Annotated in this window: 5 protein-coding genes; 3 read left to right on the top strand and 2 right to left on the bottom strand. The window is 69.8% G+C overall.

The window, feature by feature from the left end; genetic code table 11:
• Window positions 1–288, top strand: a 288-nt coding sequence (locus VG276_05005) for a hypothetical protein (protein ID HEV8648763.1), incomplete at its 5' end; no start/stop codon positions are given.
• A 961-nt stretch (window positions 289–1,249) separates the two neighbouring features.
• Complete coding sequence (locus tag VG276_05000; GenBank protein HEV8648762.1) at window positions 1,250–1,723, top strand: hypothetical protein; 474 nt, start codon at window positions 1,250–1,252, stop codon at window positions 1,721–1,723.
• A 31-nt stretch (window positions 1,724–1,754) separates the two neighbouring features.
• On the opposite strand, the gene VG276_04995 is transcribed toward VG276_05000, so the two are convergent.
• Both VG276_04995 and VG276_04990 read right to left on the bottom strand, forming a co-directional pair.
• On the bottom strand, window positions 1,755–1,943 hold the full coding sequence (locus tag VG276_04995; GenBank protein HEV8648761.1) for a YbdD/YjiX family protein: 189 nt from the start codon (window positions 1,941–1,943) through the stop codon (window positions 1,755–1,757).
• Window positions 1,944–1,979: 36 nt separating this feature from the next.
• On the bottom strand, window positions 1,980–4,136 hold the full coding sequence (locus VG276_04990; GenBank protein ID HEV8648760.1) for a carbon starvation CstA family protein: 2,157 nt from the start codon (window positions 4,134–4,136) through the stop codon (window positions 1,980–1,982).
• A gap of 616 nt (window positions 4,137–4,752) precedes the next feature.
• Here VG276_04990 and VG276_04985 point away from each other — a divergent pair.
• On the top strand, window positions 4,753–5,031 hold a 279-nt coding region (locus VG276_04985), incomplete at its 3' end, for an MmcQ/YjbR family DNA-binding protein (GenBank protein HEV8648759.1).

Raw genomic sequence — 5,031 nt, 5'->3', positions numbered from 1 at the left:
CTGGTGGCCACCGAGGGGCTGGACCCGGCCGCGGCGAGCGAGCGGCTGCGCGCCCGTGCGGGGGCGTCGCAGCGCACCGTGGCCGACGTGGCCCGCGAGGTCGTGCAGGACGCCCAGCGGGACCGGACCGCGGTGATCGCGGCCGAGCGGGCTCGCTCGCGGGCGGCCGAGGCCCGGGCCGAGCACGCCGAGGCGGCGCTGGAGGCCGCCCAGGCTGCGGCCAACCAGAAGGACGCTGGGGCGGATGGGCCACCCGCCATCCCCGGTGCACACCACGACAGCTCGTGAACGCGCCAGCGGCTGGCTGCAGGTAATCGACCGGAGCTGTTCGCCGGCCTCGGTATGGACCCGATCGGGGCAGGCGGCCGCATGGTGGTGTTAGTTGGGCTCAAGCGCCCGAACGCGAAGATGACCGACGTTCCCGCTGGTCATCGCTTTGGTGGAGCGGTGCTGGTCCGCTCGACTCGGGCAGGCGCCAGCCACGGCTGAGCGACCACCTGCCAGCGAGGCGTGGGGTTCTCGATCGGGTTCGACTTGAACGAGCGGATGCGCACCGCGATCCTCGCCTTCACGGTCGCGCCATGAGCGCCCTCCGCCCCGGCGCCTGAGCGCCGCACCCTAACGTCCGGTCGCCGAGCCATACGCGGTCCGCGGGCACAGCATGGCCGAACGGTGCGCCTCACGGGCGAAGCGTCGGCCGCGGAAGCCCGTACCGCGCCCGGTCGGGTGGCACATGGGAGATGTCGGCTTGGCGCAGGCCGATCAGGTAGTGGTGATGGTGCGCTCCGAGCGGTCCCGGTGTATGGGTGCCGTTCGAACGAGCGGGCGACGGGGAGCGGACCGGCTGTCCATACCTCAGGAAGTTAAGCAGTAAAGCGCTCTTGTACCGCTGTGCGGTCTCCCGTACCGGATGTTACGGGCGGGTGACTGCCGTCGACGACCGAGGACTCCTTGGAGCAGTAAATGCGCTGGTCAGCCGATGTAGTGGGCGCGGGAGGAGTTGAACCTCCGTCCTCTTCCGTGTCAGCAATATGCAGGGAACCGCTGTGCGGGGGGCCGTTCTTGCAGGTCGGGCGTGACCGTAGGTGCTGAAGTTCTATGCTTTCCTGGCGTGCAGTTAAATGCTCTTCCGCGGCCCGAGCTCCCCTGGCACCGCGCTGATCTGGCGTGAGCCGGAGCCCGGAGGTCTCGACGGTCGCCCGACCGCTTCCTATATGCTCAGCGTGACCCGTCGCTGGGGGTGATCTCGGTGCGTCGATACCTCGTCGTGGCCAACCAGACGCTCGGCGGCCCCAAGCTCGCGGACAAGCTCCGGGAGTGTATGTCGGCAGGGCCGTGCCGCTTCTACCTCGTCGTCCCCGCCACACCGACCAGCCAGTTCCTCGAGCCGGTCTCGCAGCCGCTGTCCCTGTCCGGCGTGGACGGCGGCGGCGGGATGCTGCCCGACTACAACAAGATCGCTAAGGCGGTGGCCCGCCGCCGCCTCGACAAAGAGCTGGCACGCCTTCGCGAGGCCGGTGCCGAGGCCGACGGCGAGGTCGGCGACCCAAGGCCCCTGCACGCGATCCGGGACGCGCTCACCCGGGAGCAGGCGGACGAGATCATCGTGTCCACCCTTCCCCACCGCTTGTCGCGCTGGCTGGTCACGGACCTGCCACACCGCGCAAGGCGCACCGGGCTCCCGGTGACCCACGTCGCCGGTCCGGCCGGCCCGCCAGCCTGAGGCTCGCCGATGCGGCCGGTGTCGCCGGCCGTCAGCAGCAGCGGACGCGGGGGTTCCTGTCGCGCTCGTCCATGCGCCTGCGCTCGAACTCGCGCCGCGACAGCGCCGGGGCGTCCGGGTGGGCCCGCCGGTGGTGCTCGACGTACCGGTCGTAGTCGTGCTCGCCCGCCAGCTCCTTGAGGTACCAGGCGAGCTTGGCGGCGGCCTCCCGGGCGGTCATCGGGTCATCAGCGCTCCTCCGGGTCCGGCGGGTCGGCTAGGAGCCGCTGCCCGGCTTTGACTCGGCCATCTGCGCCTTCTCCTCAGCGGTCGGGATCAGCCCGGACGGGGCGAATAGTCTGGACTCCTCGTACGGCGCCTCGGTGAGCGGCAGGGGTTCGCGGCTGCGCAGCGCCTTAGCCCACACGCGCATCGCATCGACGATGACCGCGACCACCAGCAGGGCGAAGACCGCGGCGAGCACGCCGTCGATGACTGAGTTGGTGACGACCTGCTGCATCTGGTCCAGGTTCTTGGCTGGCGCGAGCACCTGCCCCTGGTCCAGGGCGGCCTGGAACCTGTCCCGCTGCGCGAAGAAGCCGAGCTTGGTGTCGGCCGAGAACACCTTCTGCCAGCTCGCCGTCAGCGTCACCGCGACATCCCAAGCCAGCGGCACCCCCGTCACCCAGGCCCACCTGAGCTTGCCCGACTTAATCAGAATGGTCGTCGCCACCGTCAGCGCGATCGCCGCCAGCAGCTGGTTGGCGATCCCGAACAGCGGGAACAGCTGGTTGATGCCGCCCAGCGGGTTGGTCACGCCGGTGTACAGGAAGTAGCCCCACGCCCCGACGATGATCGCGCTGGTGAGGTAGACGCCCGGTCGCCAGGACGGGCGGCCCATCGGTTTCCAGACGTTGCCGAGGGTGTCCTGGAGCATGAAGCGCCCGACCCGGGTGCCCGCGTCGACCGTGGTGAGGATGAACAGGGCCTCGAACATGATCGCGAAGTGGTACCAGAACGCCTTGAGCGCGTCGCCGCCGAAAATCCTCGAGAAGATCTCGGACATGCCCACGGCCAGGGTGGGCGCCCCGCCGGTGCGGGCGACCAGGGTCCGCTCGTCCACGGCGGCGGCCACGGCGGTGAGCTGCTCGGGGCTGATCGTGAAGCCGAGGTTGGCCACGGCCCGGGAGGCGCTCTCGACGGTGTTGCCGAGCACCCCGGCGGGCGCGTTCATGGCGAAGTACAGCCCGGGCTCGATGACCGACGCCGCGATCAACGCCATGATCGCCACAAACGACTCGACGAGCATCCCGCCGTAGCCGATGAACCGCACCTGGCCTTCCTTCTCGATCAGCTTGGGCGTCGTGCCCGAGGCGATCAGGGAGTGGAACCCCGAGAGCGCGCCGCAGGCGATCGTGATGAACACGAACGGGAACAACGAGCCGGCGAAGACCGGGCCTCTGCCGTTGAACGCGAAGTCGGTGAACGCCGGGATCTTCAGGACCGGGAACGTGAGCAGGATGCCGACCGCCAGCAGCGCGATTGTCCCCACCTTCATGAACGTCGACAGGTAGTCGCGCGGGGCGAGCAGCAGCCACACCGGCAGCACCGACGCGGCGAAGCCGTAGATCACCAGGCAAAAGACGAGAGCCTCGTGTGACAGTGTGAATGCCTCGGCCCACCTTGACTCGGCCACGAAGCTGCCGAGCCCGATCGACAGAAGCAGCAGGACGACGCCGATCGCCGACGCCTCGATCACGCGCCCTGGGCGCAACACGCGCATGTACACACCCATGAACAGGGCGATCGGGATAGTCATGGCGATCGAGAAGGTGCCCCAGGGGGACTCGCCGAGCGCGTTGACCACGACGAGGGCCAGCACGGCGAGCAGGATGATCATGATGAGCAGGACCGCGACCAGGGCGGCCGCGCCGCCGAACGGGCCGATCTCCTCGCGGGCCATCTGGCCCAGGCTCTTGCCGTCGCGGCGCATGGAGAAGAACAGGATGACCATGTCCTGGACGGCGCCGGCGAAGATCACCCCGACGATGATCCAGATCGTGCCGGGCAGGTAGCCCATCTGGGCGGCCAGCACCGGCCCGACCAGCGGCCCTGCCCCCGCGATGGCGGCGAAGTGGTGGCCGAACAGCACCCGCCGGTCGGTCTTGTGGAAGTCGATGGCGTTGTCCAGCCGCTCGGCCGGCGTGGCCCGGCGGTTGTCGACGCCGAGCACCCGGTTGGCGATGAAGCGGGCATAGAACCGGTAGGCGATCGCGTACGAGCACATCGCGGCGAACAGCATCCAGACCGCGCTGACCGATTCCCCGCGGGCCAGGGCGAGGACGGCCCAGGCCACCGCGCCGAGGATCGCGACCGCGGTCCAGATGGCGACCTGGCGGACGTCGAGACGGCGGGGCATCGTCGGAACGCTCATGTCGGACCTCCCTGCGTGGGTCAGCGGTCGATCGGCGCGTCGCGATCGGAGAGGGCCCTGGATTCCGTATCTTCTGCTCACATTCTTGCCAGCCTGGCCGCGCCTAATCGGCGGGAGCGAACTCGGCCGTCGCCCAAATGGAGACCAACCGGCTGCCGGGTCGAGGCCGACCGCGTCGGCGCTGTGACCGGCCGGGTCGATCGTGGTGGGGGCACGAGCAAGGGGGTTGCCATGCGACCGATCCGGACCATCGTCCCGCCGGTCCTGGGCCTTGCGGCCCTGGCCGTGGCGGGCTGCCAGAGCCGATCCGACCAGACCGCCCCGGCGCCGCGGCCGGAGACCATCGTCGGCCTGTGGCCGGCCAGGACGCTGGAGCAGGCGCGGATGATCCAGGACGGCGCCGACGCCGGGTACCAGCCGTGGCTGCTGTCGCCGGAGCTGGTTGCGACCTCGTATGCCGCCCCCCACGCTCGGTGGGCCCCGGAAGACCTCGAGGCGGTCGGCCGCGCAGGTCACCAACAGGCGACGTCATCCTGTCCGGCTGTCTGTTTTCAAAGGTGGACGGTCGGTGGTGCAGTCGACGACATCGTCGGCGGGCTGGCCTATGGTGTCGGACATGGCCACCTGGGACGACGTGCAGCGACTGGCGCTGGCACTGCCGCAGACGGTTGCGGGGTCATCGCGAGAAGGCCTCCTCGACTGGAGCGTCAAGAATAAGACGTTTGCGTGGGAGCGGCCGCTGCGGCGAGCAGATCTCCAAGCGCTCGGCGACGCCGCTCCCCAGGGGCCGATCCTGGCCGCGCGGGTGCCCGATCTCGGGGCCAAGGAGGCGCTGCTGGCCGAGGACGGCGACGTGTATTTCACGACGCCGCACTTCGACGGGTACCCGGCGATC

The organism is Actinomycetes bacterium (genome assembly GCA_036000965.1).
GTDB lineage: Bacteria > Actinomycetota > CALGFH01 > CALGFH01 > CALGFH01 > DASYUT01.
Note: the sequence above shows the minus strand (reverse complement) of the source record. Positions and strands in the feature narration are given on the sequence as shown.

Bases quoted from the DNA above. Each gene is read 5' to 3' on its own strand.
- VG276_04995 (HEV8648761.1), bottom strand. From the start codon at position 1,943: ATGACCGCCCGGGAGGCCGCCGCCAAGCTCGCCTGGTACCTCAAGGAG.
- VG276_04990 (HEV8648760.1), bottom strand. From the start codon at position 4,136: ATGAGCGTTCCGACGATGCCCCGCCGTCTCGACGTCCGCCAGGTCGCC.